Annotated in this window: 19 protein-coding genes and 2 tRNA genes; 17 read left to right on the top strand and 4 right to left on the bottom strand. The window is 43.2% G+C overall.

Going from position 1 to position 20,706, the window contains the following annotated elements; genetic code table 11:
* The first annotated feature begins 46 nt into the window (after positions 1–46).
* Positions 47–1,000 carry a glycosidase gene (locus Q7S57_06375; protein MDO8512867.1) on the top strand — a complete coding sequence of 318 codons (954 nt, stop codon included), beginning with the start codon at positions 47–49 and terminating at the stop codon, positions 998–1,000.
* Between the two features lie 31 nt (positions 1,001–1,031).
* Here the strand turns inward: Q7S57_06375 and Q7S57_06370 are convergent, their stop codons facing one another.
* Positions 1,032–2,252, bottom strand: a complete 1,221-nt coding sequence (locus Q7S57_06370; protein ID MDO8512866.1) for a DUF1861 family protein — start codon at positions 2,250–2,252, stop codon at positions 1,032–1,034.
* A gap of 178 nt (positions 2,253–2,430) precedes the next feature.
* Here Q7S57_06370 and Q7S57_06365 point away from each other — a divergent pair, with 178 nt between their 5' ends.
* From Q7S57_06365 to rny, 5 genes are all read left to right on the top strand, one after another.
* Positions 2,431–2,769: a hypothetical protein gene (locus tag Q7S57_06365; protein MDO8512865.1), complete on the top strand. Its 339-nt coding sequence runs from the start codon at positions 2,431–2,433 to the stop codon at positions 2,767–2,769.
* 134 nt (positions 2,770–2,903) lie between these two features.
* Positions 2,904–3,359: a hypothetical protein gene (locus Q7S57_06360; protein ID MDO8512864.1), complete on the top strand. Its 456-nt coding sequence runs from the start codon at positions 2,904–2,906 to the stop codon at positions 3,357–3,359.
* Positions 3,360–3,672: 313 nt separating this feature from the next.
* Positions 3,673–4,959, top strand: coding sequence for a trigger factor (tig, locus tag Q7S57_06355; protein MDO8512863.1), 1,287 nt, complete (start codon positions 3,673–3,675; stop codon positions 4,957–4,959).
* Between the two features lie 170 nt (positions 4,960–5,129).
* Positions 5,130–5,753, top strand: coding sequence for an ATP-dependent Clp protease proteolytic subunit (locus Q7S57_06350; GenBank protein MDO8512862.1), 624 nt, complete (start codon positions 5,130–5,132; stop codon positions 5,751–5,753).
* A gap of 65 nt (positions 5,754–5,818) precedes the next feature.
* A complete protein-coding gene (gene rny, locus Q7S57_06345) occupies positions 5,819–7,372 on the top strand; it encodes a ribonuclease Y (GenBank protein MDO8512861.1) in 1,554 nt (517 codons plus the stop codon).
* Between the two features lie 162 nt (positions 7,373–7,534).
* Here rny and Q7S57_06340 read toward each other — a convergent pair whose 3' ends face one another.
* Entirely contained in the window at positions 7,535–8,590 is a 1,056-nt protein-coding gene (locus Q7S57_06340) for a Fic family protein (GenBank protein MDO8512860.1), read from the bottom strand.
* 624 nt (positions 8,591–9,214) lie between these two features.
* Between Q7S57_06340 and Q7S57_06335 the strand changes: the two genes are divergently transcribed.
* The 11 genes from Q7S57_06335 (at position 9,215) to Q7S57_06285 (ending at position 17,748) form a co-directional block, all read left to right on the top strand.
* Positions 9,215–10,423 carry a CdaR family protein gene (locus Q7S57_06335; GenBank protein ID MDO8512859.1) on the top strand — a complete coding sequence of 403 codons (1,209 nt, stop codon included), beginning with the start codon at positions 9,215–9,217 and terminating at the stop codon, positions 10,421–10,423.
* A gap of 232 nt (positions 10,424–10,655) precedes the next feature.
* Positions 10,656–11,495, top strand: a complete 840-nt coding sequence (locus Q7S57_06330; protein ID MDO8512858.1) for a deoxyribonuclease IV — start codon at positions 10,656–10,658, stop codon at positions 11,493–11,495.
* Positions 11,496–11,658: 163 nt separating this feature from the next.
* Positions 11,659–12,240 carry a uracil-DNA glycosylase gene (locus Q7S57_06325; protein MDO8512857.1) on the top strand — a complete coding sequence of 194 codons (582 nt, stop codon included), beginning with the start codon at positions 11,659–11,661 and terminating at the stop codon, positions 12,238–12,240.
* A gap of 164 nt (positions 12,241–12,404) precedes the next feature.
* Positions 12,405–12,962, top strand: a complete 558-nt coding sequence (locus tag Q7S57_06320) for a hypothetical protein (protein MDO8512856.1) — start codon at positions 12,405–12,407, stop codon at positions 12,960–12,962.
* Between the two features lie 189 nt (positions 12,963–13,151).
* Positions 13,152–13,787, top strand: coding sequence for a hypothetical protein (locus Q7S57_06315; GenBank protein MDO8512855.1), 636 nt, complete (start codon positions 13,152–13,154; stop codon positions 13,785–13,787).
* A 35-nt stretch (positions 13,788–13,822) separates the two neighbouring features.
* Positions 13,823–13,906 (top strand) — tRNA-Leu (locus tag Q7S57_06310).
* Between the two features lie 211 nt (positions 13,907–14,117).
* Positions 14,118–14,192, top strand: a tRNA-Val gene (locus Q7S57_06305).
* A gap of 212 nt (positions 14,193–14,404) precedes the next feature.
* Positions 14,405–15,091 (top strand): hypothetical protein, encoded by a 687-nt coding sequence (locus tag Q7S57_06300; GenBank protein ID MDO8512854.1) that lies wholly within the window; start codon positions 14,405–14,407, stop codon positions 15,089–15,091.
* A 592-nt stretch (positions 15,092–15,683) separates the two neighbouring features.
* Positions 15,684–16,382 (top strand): hypothetical protein, encoded by a 699-nt coding sequence (locus Q7S57_06295; protein MDO8512853.1) that lies wholly within the window; start codon positions 15,684–15,686, stop codon positions 16,380–16,382.
* A 181-nt stretch (positions 16,383–16,563) separates the two neighbouring features.
* The gene (locus Q7S57_06290; GenBank protein ID MDO8512852.1) at positions 16,564–17,178 is read left to right on the top strand and encodes a GyrI-like domain-containing protein; all 615 of its coding nucleotides are present in this window, start codon (positions 16,564–16,566) and stop codon (positions 17,176–17,178) included.
* A 255-nt stretch (positions 17,179–17,433) separates the two neighbouring features.
* The gene (locus tag Q7S57_06285; GenBank protein MDO8512851.1) at positions 17,434–17,748 is read left to right on the top strand and encodes a hypothetical protein; all 315 of its coding nucleotides are present in this window, start codon (positions 17,434–17,436) and stop codon (positions 17,746–17,748) included.
* A gap of 106 nt (positions 17,749–17,854) precedes the next feature.
* Here the strand turns inward: Q7S57_06285 and Q7S57_06280 are convergent, their stop codons facing one another.
* Both Q7S57_06280 and Q7S57_06275 read right to left on the bottom strand, forming a co-directional pair.
* Positions 17,855–18,811 (bottom strand): hypothetical protein, encoded by a 957-nt coding sequence (locus Q7S57_06280; protein MDO8512850.1) that lies wholly within the window; start codon positions 18,809–18,811, stop codon positions 17,855–17,857.
* 160 nt (positions 18,812–18,971) lie between these two features.
* On the bottom strand, positions 18,972–20,426 hold the full coding sequence (locus Q7S57_06275; GenBank protein ID MDO8512849.1) for a peptidoglycan DD-metalloendopeptidase family protein: 1,455 nt from the start codon (positions 20,424–20,426) through the stop codon (positions 18,972–18,974).
* Between the last annotated feature and the right edge of the window lie 280 nt (positions 20,427–20,706).

The raw sequence follows: 20,706 nt of genomic DNA, 5'->3' as shown, positions 1-20,706 counted from the left end.
AAACCGCTCGGCAATCGCTGGGCGGTTTTTGTGATAAAATCAAAATATGAATACCAATACCATCAAAGCAACCCGAAATCCAACTCATCCAATCATTGAACCCAGAACTTCCGACCAACACTGGTGGGAGCGGAACGGCACGTTTAATCCCGGCGTCACTGAATACGATGGAAAAGTTATTTTATTATACCGGGCCTACGATGATTTTCGCATTTCCCGTTTAGGTTATGCGGAAAGTTCCGACGGCATAAATTTTACCAAACACGACAACCCGGCCATTGATACTAATCCAAACGATCCGTTTGAACGCCTCGGGATTGAGGACCCACGCATTACAAAACTGGACGACACTTATTATATTCTCCACACCAGCGCCTCTTACCACGAAATCGGCCACATTCCCGATGTGCGTGGCTCGTTTGGTTACATCCCTTGGCGTGTGCGTGTGGGCATGCGCACCACTAAAGATTTTATTAGCTTCCAAAACTATGGTGTCATTCTTCCGGACATCAAGGCGAAAAATGCCTTTCTTTTACCTGAAAAAGTAAATGGTGAATTCGCGGTGTTTTATCGCGAACACACAGAAACCGGAGAAACGCTAAAAGTTTCATATAGCGAAAACTTTAAAAACTGGCACAACACAACAGAGGTCACCTGGCCGAAAGCGGACGCGTGGGAAGGCTTCAAATTTGGTGCCGGTTCACAACCCATCAAAACAGAAAAAGGTTGGTTAATGGTCTACCACGCCGTGAGCAATGACCATGTTTATCGTCTTGGCCTAATGCTTCTAGACAACAAAGACCCTTCAAAAATTATTTGGCACGCCGGCCCCATTCTTGAACCGGAAACCGACTACGAAAAAGTCGGGTTTGTAAACAACGTTGTCTACACCTGCGGTGCGATAAAGCGCGGCGAAGAACTCTGGATCTATTACGGTGCGGCTGATCGAGTAATTGGTCGTGCTATCCTACCATTAAACAAGATTTTTACAAAAATTTAAGCTCTCTTTCGTGCAAAGACAGCAGATTTTTTTATTTAAATGGGTTCTTTATTTTAATTCTTCCTGCTTCCGTGTCGCTTAATCCGCAATAAAGGGTAACAAAATCATCGTTTAAACCAACAATCCCGCCCGGAAAAACAATGTCTACCAGCTCGTTTGGGACTTTTTCATTTGCAACTTTTGCGGCTCCCTTGGGAAAATCCTCTCGTGTGGCAATTATTTTTATTTTTGATGATTGATGTGTTTCAGGATCATAAACAAAAGACATCGCGTAATAATGTTTATTTTTTTCATTATCGTAGGCAGAGATATGGCCAATTACGCCAACCTTTCCGTCTGGAAGAACATGTACCTCGTTCACCCCTCCCCATTCTTCCGCAATAAATTTTTCTTTTAGTACCCTCGCTCGGATCAATTTTTCCGGCGTCAGCTCTTCAAGCGAATTAATATGTGCAAAGCCAATTTTGCCCCGACCGGCCACACCTCCTAATGGTCGAGTAAAAACCCCAATGGTTCCGTCACTGAATTCGGCAAGACGAACATCTTTCATCCCAACCGGACTATGTGCAAACTCTTTCATATTTTCCAAATCTTTTCCACGGTAAAAAACGGTTTGCCAATCCACCCACCCATCGGGCTTATTCGGCGCTTGCCAAACTCTCACTCCACCAAAAACAATTTCATCACCGACACGAGTGACAAATGAATCTTCCAAATCATAAAAAGGCAAACTGGGGTCTTTTTCCCAAACGCCATCTGCTTCATTTTCCGCAAAAAACGCTACTTGCGATTTAGCCCATTCCGACCGCTTTTCCATCCTGCCAACAATGTATTGTTTATCACCAACTCTAACCGGCGCCGAAATGTTATAAACATCTCGATCATCAACCTCAAAAACAATCTTTTCACCTGTGGGACGGTCTTCTTCAGAAAGGTATTTAGAAACCAACTCTACTGTGGGAATCGGTTCTTCTGTCGGATATTCATCATACAGGACTCGCCGTTGTTCTATTTTGAATAGCGATGCCTCCCAATACTGCCGTAATTTTTTAGCATCTTCAAGAACACATTTTCTTTCCCCTTTTGATACAGACAAAATTTCATTGGCCAATTTGTTTCGGTATTCCTGGTATTCACTAACCATCTTTTCTTGATCCGACATTTCCTTGTTTGGATCAGTATTACTTGCTTCAACACCCTCCTTCGGATCTTCAATAAAATTCGAACTAAAAGATTTCTGTTCGCTACTCATATTTTTAATATATTTATAAATATGTATTCAATTTTACGGCACAATGCCGTATTTTTCAAGTAGGCAATTTGACAGAAACTTTAATGGCAATTCGATGAAAAACGATTTTTACCAACCACCCGCCGAGCGGTTTTGGTAATAAATTAGACAAGTATTTGGGAAGGAATATAATGTAGCAATGAGCGAAGATTATTCCGAATTAGTTGAATATCTAGATAAAAAATTCAATAAGATTGACGAACGTTTTGCCGACATTGACAAGCATTTTGTTTCCAATGATAAACACTTCAATACCCTTGACCAGAGACTTATAAGTGTTGAAGCAAAAATAGACGATCTTCAGGAAAACAAGGCCGATAAGAAAGACGTTAGTGAACTACTGGATGCTGTTGATGCTTATTCTGCCAAGTCCGATAAATATTTCCAAGAAATGATAATGACCTCGCGCAAATCAGACCGCCACGAACGGTGGATCCACGAACTCGCTGAAAAAGTGGGCGTGAAACTGGGATATTAAGCGAAAATTAGCAAAAAACATCAACATAATACGATTAAGTCGCTGTTTTTTATTGACATTATTTAGTGTTTAATATATGTTTAGCGCGCGTTCGTTTCAAAACAAGTTCAGTGACCGTACAAGAGGATCTCACAATGACCGAGAATACACAGACAGAACATCCCATGACATGCGCTTTCCGCCTCTATTCCGCTCTGCTTCCTGAAGTGGCCGCGCTCGGTGGCAACGATGACAACATTAAGGATGCTATCGAAGACTGCGAGCTTCTTCATGACTTGGCGCTACTAATTCAGCACGAAGCCTCTCTGACACATAAAGTTGCGATCAGAAGTAGAGACTTGGAACTAACGTTCGCTGGCGACAAAATTATCGCGCTAAAATCCGTGGGGTTTAATCTTGAATTAGGCGATGTAGTTGTGGCAAACGGTCGTATTGGCGTAATGGATGGAACAGTTGGATATGTCATCAAGTTTTCGATGCCAGGACAAGGCGGCCGCACCAGCGATATTATTGACGTCTTTTTCAAAGGAACGAGTGGAATTATGCAAATGAAGCTCAAGGATCTAAGACCATTCGGACGAGAGTCCTAGGGCAACAAAATTACCCACCACCGCGGAAACTCATCCGCGGTTTTTTATTGTTCTTAAAAAAGAACAATAATCCCCCATAGCTCATCAGAGCGACGGGGGATACTCCACCCTCTTTTCAGCCTTTTCCTAGACAAGATCGCGCTCATATTGTATTCTCAAGCGACTATGCCCAGTAATACAACCCGCCACTTTGACATGGTTAATATAAGAATTATTCAAACTAAATCATTCAAATGAAATTTTTACACGTAATAAACACTGTTTTTTGCAAACATTCCGAAAATGTTTGCATTGGCGGGTTGATATACTGGGTATGAAAGTCACAAAAGAGAAACTCCCTAAGTCAAAAATCAAGTTAATTATTGAAATTGAACCGGACGAGGTCCAGCCGTTTTTGGATGTGGCCGCTAAAGAAGAATCAAAAAAACACCCCGTAAAAGGTTTTCGTCCCGGCCAAGTCCCGTTTGATGTGATGCGTTCCGCCATTGGTGATCATCACTTGGTTGAAACCGCCCTCCAAAAACTCGTCCCGAAAACTTATGTGGACGCGCTTTTGGAAGATAAAGAAATTGAAGCAATCGGTCGTCCGGAAATTGAAGCTAAAGAAGTGGAAATTGGCAAGAATTGGGTCTACGAGGCCACTGTTTCGATGTTGCCCGATATTAAACTGGGCGAATATAAATCCGTCAAGGAAACAAAAAAACAAATGACGGTTGAAGATAAAGAAGTCGACACTGAAATTGAAGAACTCCGCAAAATGCGCGCTTCCTACGTCACTGTTCAGAGAGTCGCCGAAAAGGGCGATCGGGTAGATATCGATATTAATGTTTCCGCGGATGGTGTCCCGCTCGAAGACGGCAATGCGCGCAAGCAATCCGTAATTTTGGGCGACAGTCACTTATTCCCGGAATTTGAGGTCCAAATTATTGGTGCCAAAGAAGGCGAAACAAAAGAATTTCCGATCAAATTTCCCGCCGATCACCCACAAAAGGACCTCCAGAACAAAACCGTTGATTTCAAAATCAAAGTTTTAACGGTGCAACAACAGAATTTACCGGAAATAAACGATAATTTCGCCCAAGGAATGGGTAAATTTGCGAATATCGATGAACTGAAAGTCAAAATTAAAGAAAACATACTGTTAGAAAAAGAATATAAGGAAACACAACGGTTACAACAAGCGTTACTGGAACAAGTGGTAGAAAAAACCACCTTCGAAGAAATTCCGGAACTTCTCGTTGAAAATGAGCTGGATAAAATGGTTTCCGAAATGGAAGAGGGAATCACTCAAATAGGCTTAACAATGGAACAATATCTGTTGCAAATCAAAAAAACCCAAGAACAAATGCGTGACGGTTTGAAAGAACAAGCCATGAAACGCATTAAATCGGGTTTAACTTTACGTTCAATTGCAAAAATTGAAAATATTGAAGTTAGCGATGACGAAGTACAAAAAGAAATGATTAAATTTCTGCAACGTTTTCCAAGCGCCGAAGAAGCCAAAAAACAGGTCGATATTGAGGCGTTGACGGAGATCACTGTTGGTACTTTACGAAACAAGAAAGTATTTGAGTTGTTAGAAAAACTAGCGGGAATATAAAGATAATTATCAATTTTCAATGATCAATTATCAATTAATGATCAATTCTTAAATTATCAAGTGACGACGTTGTAATTGATAATTGAGTCATTGATAATTAATTGAAAATTGGGAATTGATAATTGAAAATTAGTGTTGATATTTTCTTTCATCCAAACTACACTGAACTTATGCGTCATAAAGAAGAATCAAATCAAGAAGTGTCATATCTAATCCCCACCGTCATCGAAAAAAGCCAATTCGGCGAACGGGCTTACGATATTTACTCACGCCTCCTCCGCGAACGAATAATTTTCTTGAGTGGCGCAATTACCGACGCGATGGCCAATACAATCATTGCCCAATTAATCTTTTTAGCAAATCAAGACGAAAAAAAAGACATCTCCCTTTACATCAATTCTCCCGGTGGAAGCGTGACGGCTGGTCTCGCCATCTACGACACAATGCAATACATCCCGTGCGATGTATCGACAATCTGTGTCGGCATGGCGGCGAGCATGGCCGCGACCCTTCTGGCCGCCGGAGTAAAAGGTAAAAGAGTCGCGCTTCCTAACGCGGAAGTACTGATTCACCAAGTTATGGGCGGAGCGGAAGGGCAAGCCACGGAAATTGAAATTTCCGCGCGGCATATTCTTGCCACAAAAGAACGTCTTAATCGCATTCTCTCAAAACATACCGGACAAATTATTAAGAAGATTGAAAAAGACACGGATCGCGACTATTATATGTCGGCCGACGAAGCCAAAGCCTACGGCATTATCGATAAAATCGTCACGTCTAAAAAATCTGCTTAATTTTGTCTGGAATTTTAGGAATTGCGAGAGGCTTCTAATGGCTCTCACTCTTCGTTAATAAAGTTATGTTTGGAAAATTATTTAGTTTTTTTAGGAAAGCCCCTAAACCGCAACCACGCAAATTTGAGGAACCATTTGAGGTTGAACAAAGAAAACAACGCATTGAACCAAGAGTAAAACCCCAACATGAACCGCGTGTGCAACAGGTGGCCCAAAACGAAAAACAGGCCCGCAACGAAGCGGCCGAAATTGTTATGGAAGCCAAACAGGAAGCAATCGAAATTCGCCGTCGGGTCGACGAAGACACGCATCAAGAAAAACAACGCCTCGCCCAACTGGAAGAACGCGTTATTCAACGCGAAGAGCGCATTGCCGTCAAACTGGATGAAATGGAAGCCAAAGCCCGCCGTTTGCAGGAAAAAATAAAAGCAGTCCAAGAAAAAGAGGCGTCTGTTGATCAACTCTATGCCGAAGAACAACAAAAACTGTCAGAAGTGGCCCAACTTTCACCAATGGAAGCGGAGAAGAAAGTTTTGTTTGCCGCCGAAGAACGCACCAAGGTGGAACTCGTTCGCCGAATGCGTAAATTGGAAGAAGTGGGACGTGACGAATGGGAAAAACGCGCCAACAACCTTTTGGCGCAAGTTGTCCAACGTTATGCCGCCTCACAAGTTTCTGAAACAACGACTTCCGTCGTCCATTTGGCCGATGACACGTTGAAAGGCCGTATTATCGGCAAAGAAGGACGCAACATCAAGGTTTTGGAAACTATTACTGGCTGTGAAATTTTGGTCGATGAAACCCCGGGCACGATTGTTGTTTCCGGTTTTTCACCGCTCCGTCGTCAAATCGCCAAAGTATCCATTGAGCGCCTGATCGAAGATGGACGTATTCAACCCGCTCGTATTGAAGAAGTAGTCGCAAAAGCCAAAAAAGACATCGCTAAAAATGTGATGGAGGCCGGGGAAGAAGTGGTTTACGACCTCGGTATCACCGATTTTCACCCAAACTTGGTCCAACTAATCGGCCGTCTCAAATTCCGCACCAGCTACGGCCAAAGTATTCTCCAACATTCATGGGAAGCCGCCAGAATCGCTACGATGCTTTGCGAAGAATTGGGCGGTGACGTAAATATCACCAAACGCGCCACATTGCTCCACGACATCGGTAAGGCGGTTGATCACGAAGTAGAAGGAAACCACGTTGAAATCGGCATCAACATTATGAAGAAATTCAGTATTCCGGAAGCCATCATTAAAGCCGCCGCCGCTCACCATGATAGTTATCCGTTCGAAACAATGGAAGCGTTAATCGTGCAGGTAGCCGACGCCATTTCTGCCTCCCGTCCCGGTGCGCGTCGCGAAAGCTATGAACTCTATGTGAAACGCATGGAAGACTTGGAAAGATTGGCGCAAGCCTTTGATGGCGTGCAAAAAGTTTACGCCATCTCTGCCGGCCGTGAAGTACGTGTGTTTGTGCAACCCGAAAAAGTAGATGATTTGTCCGCCATCAAATTAGCCCAAGACATCGCCGCCAAAATCGAACAAGAACTCGAATACCCGGGTGACGTGAAAGTTAACGTCGTCCGCGAACTCCGCGCGGAAGCTATCGCGAAATGATTTTGCGTAGTTCGCAAAATCATCCTCGAGCGACATCGAGGATCCAAACGCGCGTCTTTGCGAGTCCCGCCACGGGCGGGACGTGGCAATCTCCAATTAAGGATTATCCTACCCTTCGATTTCACTCAGGGTAAACGAAAGGATAATCCTTAATTCGCCTTGTTATCTCACCGCGTAATTTTCCGCGGCAAACAAGTATTGTTCAATAAATATTTTTTTAATCGGCATCAAGGAATTTATTTCATAAAAAACCAACATCGCTTCACGGTAATCATTTTCGTCAATACTGCGATAGGAAAGCGGGGCGCACTTATGAGCAAGCAATATCGCATTAGTCATCAATCGCGCGGTTCTCTTATTTCCGTCTTCGAACGGTTGAATATAACTAATACCAAGCAACACAACGAGTGCTTTTTCATACGGCGTTGCCAGTCGCGAAACGGTATTGGCAAGCGACTCAATCGCTTCGGAAATTTGGTGGATATTATCCAATGGATGATAAATTGAACCGGTCACGCCAACAACTTTTTTTCGCAAACCCACACCGACACCTAAATCTTTTACAAGAATTGTGTGTAATTCTTCAATATTTTTTCGGGACACGGTTTTAAATTGCGCCGAGTTCTGATGAATATAATTAAAAGCATCCTTATGATTAAGAATCATTTGCGCTTCATCCTTACTGTGTCCCTCGGCTTTCTTGTTTTCCAAAATAAGTCTTTCTGTGTCCAAAAGAGTATAGGTATTTCCCTCAAGCTTTGATGATTTCCATGACAGTTCAATTACCAATCTTTCCAGTTCTTTCTTTTGAATTACGGCGGAACTGTCTTTTATTCTTTCTTTGTACTTTACCGTCGCCTCGTCGAGTTTATTTACTTCATCTTCAAAAATAATATTGGTCGGCACGGCCGGTAATAAATCAAAATTGAATTGTTTCAAGCCGTATCTTTTGTCCGGTTCAATCGTACAGTATTGTTTCGCGTCAATATCCGCGAATACTCTTCCGACAGAGGAAATCTTGTAACTTGTCGATCGTCCCAATCCGGCAGTAGTTAAAATTCCACCGCTTTCCAGTTCGGACAAAGCCCTTTTAACAGTGACAAGCGAAATATCTTCCCCTTGACCACTAAGTGCATTATGAACATCTGAAGATTGCATCTCGCCTTTTTCGAGAAACAAACCGACGATTTTTTGCTGTTTTGTGTCTAATTTGGGCATTACTTACGTATCATTTAAGTACTTTAATCGTATCATATTGATACGAAAAGCAAAAGCGGTGAACAAATAATGGATCACACGCAATATAGGGTCATATAATAACAATCATTCCGTTTCTTTTGTTCTTAAAAATGACCAATGCCCACTTCCCAATACCCACTGAATGACTACTATGACAAATGACCAATTACACGCTTATACGTCGTTATCGTCGTGTTCGCGTCGATTAGTGGTCATTAACGCATTGGTTATTCAATGGTCATTGGGTTATTGAACATTGGTCATTATTACTTGAACATACAAAACAAGATGATAAGCACACAGGCCGATTAATTGTATCTATCCCACTATTACGTGTGACCCCAAATAATCCAGAGGTAATTACAAAAAACGGTCGCCGTATTAGGGATTATTCCCTAAAACTTTTGTATCGATATATCGATACAATTTAGCTTTTCTTTTTGTGCTATCATCTATATTGTATGCCCAGTAATACAACTTCCAATTTTAACTCAATGAACTGTATTATTAACAAAATTATGAATAAACACAAAGTCTCAACCTTAATCCTCTCCCGTTTTGAACGAACCGCGTTCGTTCAAATTGGAAGTTGATATACTGGGTATGGAACGAAAAATAAATCTCCTCGCGTTTTTCACAAAAGACTTAAACATTAAACTGCTTGCCTTAGCCGTTGCCGTCGGTTTATGGGCTACACTTAGTTTTTTGGGAAATCACACAGTCACGATCGACAATATCACTCCGGACATCGTCAATATTCCAACCGGACTTGGACTGGGTGAAAATCTTCCAAAAGTCACCGTTCAGTTGCGCGCCCCACTAACGAATAATGCCGTCACATCACAAGACAAAAACCAACTGGTTCGCGCCTTTATCGATCTTAGCGGCAGCGGCATCGGTGAACGCACCGTTTCAGTCTCGGTAACAACTTCTATCCCCAACGCAACAATAATTTCCGTTGTACCAAACTCCATCACGGTTGCTCTTGATCCATCCGTTGAACGGGAAGTACCCGTGAGAGTTATCCCCGAAGGCAGTCCTGCGGAAGGGTACCAGCTTGGAATAATTCAACCCACCCCGCAATTGGTGAAAGTACGCGCGGCGTTAGGACTTTTTCAGACCCTTTCCGCCGGTATTGATGCCAAAATCAATGTGGCAGGAATCAAGGAAGCGTTTGAAGGCGATGCCTATTTGGTTTTACCGACAGGCGTTCAATCGGGCGTTGATCGTGTTCGAGTGAAAATTGCCGTTGAACAAACACAAATCAGCAAAAACCTTGGTATCCGCGTAAAAACCCAAGGCACGCCACAAAACGGTTATTTTGTGCGCGGTATCACTACAACACCAGTGACCATAGAAGTTACCGGCGATCGTAATTTAGTTGATCCACTTACTTTGGTAGACACCGAACCAATCAATATCGACGGTGCCATTTCCGCCCGCGATGGGGATTTAAAACCGACACTACCTAATGGAGTAAAATTATCTTCCGGTGAAACAACAATTAGGGCCCGCGTTGATATCGCGCCGTTGGAAGACACCAAAGAAATCAGCGCTCCGATTTCCATAAAAGATTTACCCGATGGTTTACGCGCGTCCACTGTTAATCCGACATCGCTGAAGGTTTCTCTAAGAGGAAAAAATGTTTCCAACCTGCAGAATAATGACGCGAAAATCTACATCAGTGCTTCGGGTAAAAACGATGGAACTTTTAGCGTCCAACCACAGGTGAGTGACATTGTAACACCGGACCAGACGACGGCCGTTGCTGTTGAGCAGAAGAGTGTAAACATCACATTGGAACGATACTAGTACTTACAAATTATCAATTTTCAATGACCAATTATCAATTAATGATCAAATTTTAAATTATCAAAAGACGACGTCGTAATTGATAATTAGGCCATTGATAATTTATTGCCCGCCACGACGGCGGGTCCGCCCGATGGCGGAAAAATTGGGAATTGATAATTGAAAATTATTCATAATCTTTTACAGATTATGTATGTTTTGAAAACTCCAGCTTCTGTCTTATAGTGTCCTCATGTCACTCATAGGTGCTCACGTATCAGGCGCAGGATCATTAGATCTCGCCCCCGACAACGCAAAACTCCTCGGTTGCGAGGTTTTTCAGTTCTTTTCGCGCAGTCCGCGTGGCGGTCCCAGCAGACCTATCACCAAAGAAATTGCCGACCTGTTCAAAGGAAAAACCAAAGAATACGGCATGGAAAGCTACATCCACGCGCCATACTACATCAATTTCGCATCTGGCAATGATCGTATTTCGCACGGCTCCGCCGCCACCATTCGTGAGGAATTAGAACGGGGTACAGCCTTGGGTGTTAAACATGTAATGACCCACCTTGGTTCAAGTAAAGATCTAGGCAAGGACGAAGCAATCAAACAAACAATCGAGCGAATAAAAGAAATATATAAGAAACCTGAAAAATGGACGACAAAACTACTCTTGGAAAATTCCGCCGGTGCGGGTGGAGTAGTGGGTGCCAGATTTGAAGAATTGGGACAAATTATTGACGGAGTAAGCGAAGACATCGGTATTTGTCTGGACAGTTGTCACATGTTCGCGTCCGGATATGCAATTCGTACGTCCGAGGAAATCGCCAACACGCTAAAAGAATTTAAGAAATATCTTGCATTGGATAAAATAAAACTCCTACATGCAAATGATTCAAAATTTGAGCTGGGCGAATTCAAAGATCGTCACGATGATATTGGTAACGGCAAGTTGGGAATCAATACTTTTAAAAATCTCATGGCCAATAAAACTTTTTCCAAAATAAATTGGATATTGGAGACCCCGGGAGGAGAGGAGAGACAGACTCAGGATTTGGAGTTGTTGAAAAAAATGCGTAATAATATATAACTTATTCAGAAAATAATTAGCCCTAAATTATCAATTTTCAATGACCAATTATCAATTAATGATCAATTTTTAAATTATCAAAATACGACGCCGTAATTGATAATTAAACCATTGATAATTAATTGAAAATTGGGAATTGATAATTGATAATTAATAACTTTACATGTCCACTCTGGAACAAAAGAAAGAAAAGCTCGAAGAATTAGTAGCCAAGATCAAGACTTGCCAACTTTGCCCACTCTATAAAAACACCACCAATGCTGTTCCCGGTGAAGGTAATCCCAACGCCGACATTCTTTTTATCGGCGAAGGCCCGGGCAAAAAAGAAGATGAGCTTGGCCGCCCTTTCGTTGGGGCAGCGGGAAAACTACTCGAAGCACTACTACAACATATCGGCCTCACGCGCAACGACGTTTTTATCGCCAATGTGGTTAAACATCGACCACCGGGCAATCGCGACCCATTACCAGAAGAGGTTACGGCTTGCTGGCCCTACTTGCAAAAGCAAGTCGAAATCATCGCCCCAAAAATAATCGTTCTATTGGGTCGCCATTCATTGGCCCGCTTTCTACCGGAATTGGCAATCGGCAAAGCCCATGGCAAACCATTCCGTAAAGATAAACTGGTTTACTATCCGATGTATCACCCCGCCGCCGCGCTTTATAATGGCAGTTTAAGAGAAGTAATGTTTCAAGACGCGTCCAGAATCCCCCTGATATTAAAGAAAATCAATAAAACATCGTAGGGGAGCACGTCCCCGTGCTCCCACGCAGGGACTGTCCCTGAACCACGTTGGGTTCAGGGTCGGTCACTGATTGTCCAGCTTTCGCTTGACAAAATCATACTAAAATATACAATTCAGTGTTCCGTTGACCTGAATGTTGTTTCGTTTTTCACAAGGAGAACCTCATGCCTCTTTCGATGTCGATTCCGTCACTTAGTGCGTTTCTTGACCATCTCACTAGTTTTACTGACACTCTAGTTGCTCAAGCCACAAGAGATATGCTGGAATTGGCAGAAATCGGAGAAAACCCACTCTTCGGCTATCACTTGTCTAAAATCGTTCACGATACACTGTGTATCGGACAAACGTTTTGTGATTACGACGATCACGATCCCAGTGAGTTCGGTTTTGGGACACAAGGTGCGTTGACAGACGCGCTTCATCAAATCCAAAAGAAATGGGCGGGACAAATCGGCATGGAGTGGGACGGCGAAACAGTAAACTATCGTGCTCACATACCTGGGCCTAGCGAAAAAGTGGAGTCCGTTCTCTTCGCCCAATTTGTCCACGGGACGGATGTGACGAGCCAAGAATTTGATGAGGATTTGTTCATGGCCGGCCTGCTACAAGCGGCGGGACAAGGCGGAAAACCGCTTGACGTCCTCCGCGTCATGGCCGATCAGGGGTTCAACACCGTCAACCGACAGTCGCCGGAATGGCAGAAGTTCATCGGCCAAGAATAAGTTCACGACTCGCACTCCGCGTTTCGTCCTAACCCGCACCAATTGCGGGTTTTTTCTTGACTTGACTATGCCGTACGTTTACCGTACTATTGTATTGTGGAAACAAAAATAAAAAAGAAACCCGGACCAAAACCACGATGCACAACTCCGACTACGTGGACATCAGAATTAGCTTACGCTTGTGGGCTTATGGCTACCGACGGTTGTCTTATATCAGACGGCCGTCATCTAAATCTGACATCAAAAGATACAGAACAATTATTACTATTCAAAAAGATCCTAAAATTAAAAGTTAAAATAAGTTACAAATCACGAGGCGGCGAACCACGAAAAATGTATGGCCAACTACAATTTGGCGATGTTGAATTATACCGATGGTTCATCAGTATCGGAATAACGCCCAGAAAAAGCAAGACTATCGGTGCAATAAACGTGCCAGACCGCTTCTTTTTTGATCATCTGCGTGGAGAATTCGACGGTGATGGATCATCATGTGCATATTGGGATACACGATGGCGTAGCAGTGTATCCCTCTACATGAATTTTTGTTCCGCAAGCAGGCCACACTTGGAATGGATCCAGAAGAAAGTACTATTTTTACTTGAAATCGTGGGCTGCATAAAAAAGGCGAGAAGCATATATGTTCTTCAGTATTCAAAAACAAAAGCAAGACCGCTATTTAACGCTTTATACGATAACCAAACCGACCTATTTCTTAAGAGAAAGAAAGATAAAATGGATAGACAGTGGACAGCATTAAGCAACGCAAAAAATGGAATAATACCCACATTCTCCGACAAAAATCATGCAATAAAGATCTCTTGAAAACATCACCAATCACTGATATGATCCCTAATGTTGCGGCCGTGACGAAATTGGTAGCACGTGCACGCTTGAGGGGCGTGTGAGCTTAGCTCGTGTGGGTTCGAGTCCCATCGGCCGCACTCGAGATTTGTTTCGCTTTGCGAAACCATACAATGTACACAAAACAACCAAACATCCCGTTTGGTTGTTTTGCACAAGAATCGAAGAACTTCGAAATCTTCGTGCTCGGATGCGCGAAGTTTCGAAGCCCCACACTAGACCAACTGAGCTAGACACCTTGAAAACAATAACAAAATGAAGTAATCTCGATAAACAAAGACATCCTTGTCCGGGCAGTTAGCTCAGCGGTAGAGCATCTCGTTTACACCGAGGAGGCCGCAGGTTCGATCCCTGCACTGCCCACCACGAAGCTTGACATTCCCATTGCAATTTTCCTATAAAGTCCTATATTAAGAACACAAACGGAGGTTGTTCGTTATTTTTGTGCGTTTTCCGCTCCGTTATGTCAGTTTCCAGGGGTGTGTCCTTACACACAAGATATTTAATAATATAAGATTAGTTTAAACAGATAAGAATGGCTGTTTTAGCCAATCTTCTCTTGAAAGGAGGTAAAATATATGTTCAAAATCAAAAATCTATTAGTTACTGCTCCAATTGCGGCGTTGTCCTTGGTTGCATCTTCAGCAATGGCCGGAAACGGCTCATGGGCTTTAGTCTCCTTTGACCAAGCACAAAGCGGTGAAAGAGCTGGCACTGCGTCCTACACGGCGCAACAGAATGCCAATGTTAGCACCGCAACTCAACTCGGCAATAACGCCGTCGCGCAATCCGCAGCGACCGCCGGCCAATCATTGACGCACTCGAATGGTTCGTTTGCACAAGCACAGGGTGGTAACGTCGGTTCAGCACTAACTTGGAACAGCGTTTCCGGTTGTGGTAACCCAGCCCCTTGTTCTTCAGGTACAGGCTTCAGCAATGTCGCGTCCGACACGATCGGTAGCGTTGCCCAATCGCAACACACAAATGATGCGACGGCCAACTTGAGCGAAAACTCATCGATCGCGCAATTCTCCAAAGTTGGAGAAAACCAAAGCGCGGCCACTGGCACCCTCACGCAATCAAACAATTTCGTAGTGGTTCCAGCACCGGTCATTCGACGCATCGACCCGGCACAAAGTCAAACTCTGACGGGCAAAACCCATTCAGAAGGTACTGTCTTCATTCCAGTAACTAGCATCTTTACCGATATTAGTCACTTCATCCAGACGATTACCGTTACGGCGCAAAACATTCTAAGCTTCTAATTTATTAGAAAGTTGGAGTATAAGCGAAAAATCCGGCGAAAGCCGGATTTTTGTATAAATTGGCTCCGAGAATTCACGCCTCTTGGCGCTCATTCTCGGAGTTCTTCGATTCTTGTGCCAAATGACCAAACAGGATGTTTGGTCATTTGGTGTACCCTTGGTTGTTTCGCAAAGCGAAACAAATCTCGAGTGCCGCGGGACAGAGTCGAACTGTCGACGCCAGCCTCTTCCTTTATTTGGACTATCTCATCATCCGTAATATCACGGAGCTGGGCGCTAGTGCGGGATTATCGTTGGGACTCACCCGCTAGTCTCTACACCTTCCAAAAAACTTGTTACCCTTTTTGGCTCGGCTCGGGATTGTTTCTGTCCATGGGCTGGCATGGGTCTTTGTTTTTCCAAAGACGAAAGAAAGTTTCCCCGAATTCACCCAGTTATTCACGGTTCATTGCTGTACCGGGCCCCGAAGTTTCCAGGGCTGCGCTCTACCGCTGAGCTACCGCGGCATTAACAATAGCAAGTATTGTTATATGTAGGGTAGCGAATCTTGCGTATTTTGTAAAATACGAACTGCTGTGCTATACTACTGATAATGCACAGCTTAAACGAAATTGAGCAAGCAAGGGAATTACGAAAAAGTGGCAAAAGTTACAATGAAATTGTTTCTATTCTCCATATTCCAAAAAGCACTTTATATTCATGGCTTGAAAATATTGAGCTTTCCGTTCAAGCACAAAATAGAATCGATTCCAGGGTATACAAGGGCTCAAAAAAGGGATTAATCCGAAGAAATATACATCAAACAAAATTAGCGCTTGAACGCTCACAAGAAACATTAAGAATATCAAAAGCTACTGTAGGAGAACTTTCCACCCGCGAACTATTGCTAATTGGAACCGCACTTTATTGGGGAGAGGGATACAAAAAACAAATTATCGTACGAAACAAAGAACGCACCTATCACCCGGTTTCACTATCAAATTCTGATCCGGAATTAATTAAGATATTTCTGCTATTTCTTAGAAAATGTCTTAACGTGAATGAAACAAAAATTAAACTTTCTGTTCATCTTTACGATGGAATGGATGAAAATAAAATAATGAGATATTGGCAAGAAATTACAAAAATACCAAAAGAAAACCTGGGCAAAGTGTATAGGGGAGTGAGTATCTCTAGCAAAAGAACAAAAAAGTTTAATTGTTTACCTTACGGCACAGCTCAAATAAGAATCAATTCTACCGAACTATTTTATAAAATAATGGGACTGATAAAAGGCATCCAGGAAGCTTGAAAAATCCGAGGTTATCCATTACATTATTAACCACGCGGGTATCGTATAACGGTATTATGCTATCTTGCCAAGATAGAGAAACGGGTCCGACTCCCGTTACCCGCTCAAAGTGTACAGAAGTAATTAGAAACTTACATAAAATGATCATAAACTTACAAAAAAGTATCAAATTACAGTGAAAATTATGAAACTTGATCTCAAGAAAGAACTAAAACAACTTTATTGTCCTTCGGCCAAGCAACCTTCGTTTGTTACCGTATCCAAACAAACGATCATTTCTGTGATCGGTCAAGGGAATCCAAACACGTCTGTAGAATTTAAAAATGCAACAGAAGCACTTTACTCGATGGTATATAAAATCAAATTTGCATGTAAGAAATTAAATAAAGATTTCGCGGTTATGCCACTAGAGGGGTTGTGGTGGATGGATGATATGAGGGATTTTTCCATAAAAAACAAAGATTTATGGAAATGGAAAATATTTATTGTTCAACCAAATTTTGTAACTAAAAAAATGTTTGATACGGCTTTTGAGGAAGTAAAATCTAAAAAGGAATTACCCGCTTTAAGCAAACTCCATCTTGAGACACTAGATGAGAGTCTTTGTGCACAAATTTTGTATATTGGTGCATACAAAGACGAAGGACCAACTATCGCCAACCTTCATACTTTCATAAAAGAAAATGGGTATGCCTTTGACGGATTAGTTCAAAAACATCACGAAATTTATTTGAGTGATATGAGGAAAACTGCACCAAAGAAATTGCGAACAATTCTCAGGCAACCTATTGTTTAAATTTGCGAAGCAAAACAATCCTAATGTACACAAAACAACCAAACATCCTGTTTGGTTGTTTTGCACAAGAATCGAAGAACTCCGAAATCTTCGCGCTCGGACGCGCGAAGATTTCGGAGCAACATTGGCTTAACGGGAGTCGGACGGCTGTCACAAAAAACTGAACTGCTTCAGTTTTTTGTATTTGCAATTTAATAGTTCTACAATTTAATTAGAGGGGGCGCACTTTACACACAGGATAAAGGAGGGCTCGTAATGCTACCCAATCACCAGATCCACCAGTCCATGACTGCTTTGTTTACCAGGTTTCTCAATGAACTTGGAAAGCATGACGATTTCTTTGTCGAGGCTGACACAACTGGACGAGTAGTTTTCTGCTATTCTGGCCCGAATTACAGTGACCTGCCCGTGAAAACAGGACTCGTTATAGATGACAACAGAGTTATCTGCTTAACGTTCAGCGAAGAAGACTCAAAGGAGTGGATTCAAGAAGAAATGAGCGCAATCATAAACGAGGTTCGAACGGCTCTCGAACCGAAAAACGCCACAGTTGCCACAACCGCAACCTAAGCAGTCCAACCGCCACCCCACACCCTGGCGGTTTTTTCTTTTGAAAAAAATATGAGCCAAATTAAAAAACAGGCCACTGAAGACCTGTGATTAACGAAAGAAAATACTACTCAAACAACTCGTGCGCCCGTCGGATGATGCCCGGCACTCGCCATGGACGCAGGCTTTTGACGCATCCGACTTGAATACCACTGGCACCGGCCACGTGCACTTTATCAACCGCCCTAACCGAATCAATCCCGCCACACGCCCAAATTGGTTTTTTGAAACCTCTTTTTCTGATCTCTCTGATCCAGTTACAGACAATCGGTAGAAGTGGCCAACCGGACAACCCGCCGTCACTGAAACCCCGACGCGCCAACGGTGAAACACTCATTCCAAAAAGCTTATGCCAATCAATCCATTCCGGCAGCATCAACCAAGGAATCGTGTTTGACACCACAACAGCGTCGCACGCCGGATGACTGCAAACTTCCGACACCAGCTCCGGTGAAGCCACCGCATTGAATTTACATTGCTGGGGCATATTCAGCACCAGAGTAATATCCAGCAGGTGCAGCACTTCATAAATCCATTCATTGGGATCGTGACCGACATTCGGGCAGGAAATGTCAATCTCCAAACCGACACGTGATCGAAACGAAGGTAAAAGTGGCTGTAGCAAATCCACGAACACCTGCGTCTCGTCCAGGCGCTCATCACGTGTTTTGCCGATAGGGCTAAACGAAATGAAAAATGGTTCCATTCGTGCCTGCCAGCGTCCGTCATTAAGCAGAAATTCCAAGCCTGGACCGCTTAAGCCCACCGCATTAAGCATAATTTCCTTGAAAATATCGACATAAATACACCGAGGAAAAATTTCCTGCGGCGTAATTCCATCCGGCCGCATGGGCATATTGCCTGCATTGGCAAGCAACGTCGTGGTTTTGGCGTTAAAACCGCAGTTACCGAAACGCGCCCTCAGTGGTCCCCAGAGACGATCTGCTTTGTAGCCTTCCCCAAAAGGTCCCCGCGCTCCGGACGCGTTAAATACGGGACGATAATAAATTCCGCGCAATAACATGTATGACTCCTTAGTGCAAAAGACAATAAGTTTTAACTGGAACAACCCAAAGACAGAGTGATAAACATCCAACAAAAAAGCAAGGCCTTTTACCCTGCTTCCTTGTTTGAGTTTATTTCTAAAAGTAACTAAGCGGACCGCCCATCGGGGCGAGTCTCGCTCAAAAGTAACTAAGCGGATTCGTAGGTTTTCCGTTCTTACGAATTTCGAAGTGCAAATGCGGACCGGTAGAACGACCGGTAGAACCGACATTTCCAATCACCTCGCCTTGTTTTACAACTTCTCCCGTCTTTACAAAGTCTTTTGATAAGTGAGCGTAATAAGTTTTAGTTGAATTACCATGATCAACAATAATCAGGTGTCCATAACCACCCAACCAACCGCTAAAGGAAACTGTACCGGCCTTTGCCGCATAAACCGGGGGCAAGGCGCGATTGGGAATATCAATCCCCGTATGATTCCAACCATAATATTGAGACAGTTTTTTGGTGGCCGTCGGCCAAATAAAGCCACCGCCAATTGTCGGTTTGGCTGGTGTTTCGTCCGGTTTTGGATGATCTGTATGATCACTGCCGTCACTATTGTCGGAATTATCCGCTGTATCGGCAGGCGCTTGTGCCACCACTCGTCGCTGTGTTACTGGTGCAACATAACCGTCTGGAATTATTAATTTTTGACTAATCTTCAGGCTTCCCGCATCGGCCAAGTGATTTTCGGAAGCAATGTCTTCCAACTTAACATTGTATTTCTTGGCGATTGAACCAAGATTATCACCATCTTTAACTTCGTGGAGAACACCCGTAACCGGCAATATCACCAAAATATCACCTGTTTTTATCGTGTCACCATCATGAATACCGTTCGCCCAAAGGATTGTATTGGTACTAACGCCGTATTTAGCCGCAATCGTTGAAGGCGTATCACCTTCACGCACAGAATATGCAAAAGTACTTTTTTGTTTCTGCGTCTGATCGGTCTGCGTGTTGGATGTAATTGGTTCCTCGGTTGAAAGAAGCGCGTTGCCATCCAAAGTATTGGAAAGTTGAAACTCCAAGTCATTTTCTGTAATACCGCCGGAAGAGGGAACTTGCGCCAAGGCGTAATTGCGCCCCGTAACAGAAGACAAAGCCGCCTCACGGAGTGCCTTTGTATTTAACGGCCCTTCTTCAATTTCCGCTTCGCTAAACAAACGATAAAGCATACTGCCACGATCGGCCGCGCCGGTGGCAAAATTTGTAAACACCACACCAATAACAATCAGAAGCACTACCAAATGCACCACATATTCCTTGAAAATCGAGAATCTTCCTCTCGGCAAAAGACGTAAAAGCCGTGGAGACACCCGGATCACAGGCAATTTTCGGAGCCAGAGTCCGATATCGAGAGATTCTCGACGAAAACGCACCTTGAACTTATCACCAAAAGCACGCTTATTATGAGTTGTCGCTACGATGCCACCTTCTTGGGCACTTTGGAGCGCTGAATCCGAATTTTTGCGATTTTTCAGACGACCCCAGAGGGAAAAGGAAGTAATAGCGGACCTTTCTCTTCTTGGATTCCTAAAGGCACCCAAACTACTATAAAACCTAGTTCTAAGTAGTTTGCCCCCGCGCATTACATGCGCCCCCCTATTGGCACTAACTAAAGGAAATCACTGATGAATCACTTGGACTAAAAGGTTGGTTTATAACCTTTTTTCGCTTGCGTTAGCCGTTTACTACGTAATTACTGTAAAAGACTGACGCGCTGCGACAAGACCTATGTTACATGGTGCCCAAAAGGCGTCAAGGGGAAGTGACAAATATAAAAAATCCCAATGACCAAACCCCAATGTCCAAACAAATGCTCAAAAACTCAAATGACCAAAACGTTTGTTTTTGGATTTTTAATAATTA

The organism is bacterium (assembly GCA_030647555.1).
Lineage (GTDB): Bacteria > Patescibacteriota > Andersenbacteria > UBA10190 > CAIZMI01 > CAIZMI01.
The sequence above is the reverse complement of the archived record's forward strand: the minus strand, read 5'-3'. Positions and strand labels throughout refer to the sequence as shown.

What these genes read in the sequence shown, in the direction of transcription:
- Q7S57_06370 (MDO8512866.1), bottom strand. Translation starts at nt 2,252, where the DNA reads ATGAGTAGCGAACAGAAATCTTTTAGTTCGAATTTTATTGAAGATCCG.
- Q7S57_06280 (MDO8512850.1), bottom strand. Translation starts at nt 18,811, where the DNA reads ATGTTATTGCGCGGAATTTATTATCGTCCCGTATTTAACGCGTCCGGA.
- Q7S57_06350 (MDO8512862.1), top strand. Translation starts at nt 5,130, where the DNA reads ATGCGTCATAAAGAAGAATCAAATCAAGAAGTGTCATATCTAATCCCC.
- Q7S57_06315 (MDO8512855.1), top strand. Translation starts at nt 13,152, where the DNA reads ATGGCTACCGACGGTTGTCTTATATCAGACGGCCGTCATCTAAATCTG.
- Q7S57_06340 (MDO8512860.1), bottom strand. Translation starts at nt 8,590, where the DNA reads ATGCCCAAATTAGACACAAAACAGCAAAAAATCGTCGGTTTGTTTCTC.
- Q7S57_06365 (MDO8512865.1), top strand. Translation starts at nt 2,431, where the DNA reads ATGAGCGAAGATTATTCCGAATTAGTTGAATATCTAGATAAAAAATTC.
- Q7S57_06295 (MDO8512853.1), top strand. Translation starts at nt 15,684, where the DNA reads ATGCACAGCTTAAACGAAATTGAGCAAGCAAGGGAATTACGAAAAAGT.
- rny (MDO8512861.1), top strand. Translation starts at nt 5,819, where the DNA reads ATGTTTGGAAAATTATTTAGTTTTTTTAGGAAAGCCCCTAAACCGCAA.
- Q7S57_06375 (MDO8512867.1), top strand. Translation starts at nt 47, where the DNA reads ATGAATACCAATACCATCAAAGCAACCCGAAATCCAACTCATCCAATC.
- tig (MDO8512863.1), top strand. Translation starts at nt 3,673, where the DNA reads ATGAAAGTCACAAAAGAGAAACTCCCTAAGTCAAAAATCAAGTTAATT.
- Q7S57_06335 (MDO8512859.1), top strand. Translation starts at nt 9,215, where the DNA reads ATGGAACGAAAAATAAATCTCCTCGCGTTTTTCACAAAAGACTTAAAC.
- Q7S57_06320 (MDO8512856.1), top strand. Translation starts at nt 12,405, where the DNA reads ATGCCTCTTTCGATGTCGATTCCGTCACTTAGTGCGTTTCTTGACCAT.
- Q7S57_06330 (MDO8512858.1), top strand. Translation starts at nt 10,656, where the DNA reads ATGTCACTCATAGGTGCTCACGTATCAGGCGCAGGATCATTAGATCTC.
- Q7S57_06325 (MDO8512857.1), top strand. Translation starts at nt 11,659, where the DNA reads ATGTCCACTCTGGAACAAAAGAAAGAAAAGCTCGAAGAATTAGTAGCC.
- Q7S57_06285 (MDO8512851.1), top strand. Translation starts at nt 17,434, where the DNA reads ATGCTACCCAATCACCAGATCCACCAGTCCATGACTGCTTTGTTTACC.
- Q7S57_06300 (MDO8512854.1), top strand. Translation starts at nt 14,405, where the DNA reads ATGTTCAAAATCAAAAATCTATTAGTTACTGCTCCAATTGCGGCGTTG.
- Q7S57_06275 (MDO8512849.1), bottom strand. Translation starts at nt 20,426, where the DNA reads ATGCGCGGGGGCAAACTACTTAGAACTAGGTTTTATAGTAGTTTGGGT.
- Q7S57_06360 (MDO8512864.1), top strand. Translation starts at nt 2,904, where the DNA reads ATGACCGAGAATACACAGACAGAACATCCCATGACATGCGCTTTCCGC.